Genomic DNA, 489 nt, shown 5'->3' with positions numbered 1-489 from the left:
CCACGCTCGGAGAGGCCGGCGAGCGGCACGCCGGGATAGCGCTTGGCGAGCTGGGCCAGCGTCAAATAGACGAAGTCGGCGCGATCGCCGCCGGAGGGCACCGTGACCGCGCCATCGGCTTCGGCCTTCGGCTCACGGTCGATCAGCCGTCCGAGATGCGCGGCTTCCTGCGCGGGTTCTGGTGTTGCGATCAGCGTCTGCTTGATCCGCTTGGCGGAATTGGCGTGCTGCATCAGCTCGGGAATCCACACGGTCTCACGGGTCTTGTGCTGGCAGGCGAAGATGCGCACGCCGCCGGGCGCTTCCGCGGTCGGCCACATGAAAGTGCGGAATTTTGCCGCGGAGATCGTGCCATTCGGCAGCGTCACCGGCCGTTCGAAATCAGTCGGACCGATCGGCGTCAGGCCGCGCGCGCGGATCTCCTCCGCGCCCGCGGCGGAATCGACCGCGGTGAAGGCGATACGCTCGATGCCTTCGCCGTGCTTGTCC

At 67.9% G+C, this 489-nt stretch carries 1 protein-coding gene; it reads right to left on the bottom strand.

All coding sequences use genetic code 11. The features are described 5' to 3' along the window. Positions 1 to 489 (bottom strand): VOC family protein (locus MOV75_RS41690; protein ID WP_247008719.1); only part of this gene is annotated, 489 nt, incomplete at both ends.

The organism is Bradyrhizobium sp. PRIMUS42 (assembly GCF_023006515.1).
In the GTDB taxonomy this organism is placed as follows: domain Bacteria; phylum Pseudomonadota; class Alphaproteobacteria; order Rhizobiales; family Xanthobacteraceae; genus Bradyrhizobium.
Note: the sequence above shows the minus strand (reverse complement) of the source record. Positions and strands in the feature narration are given on the sequence as shown.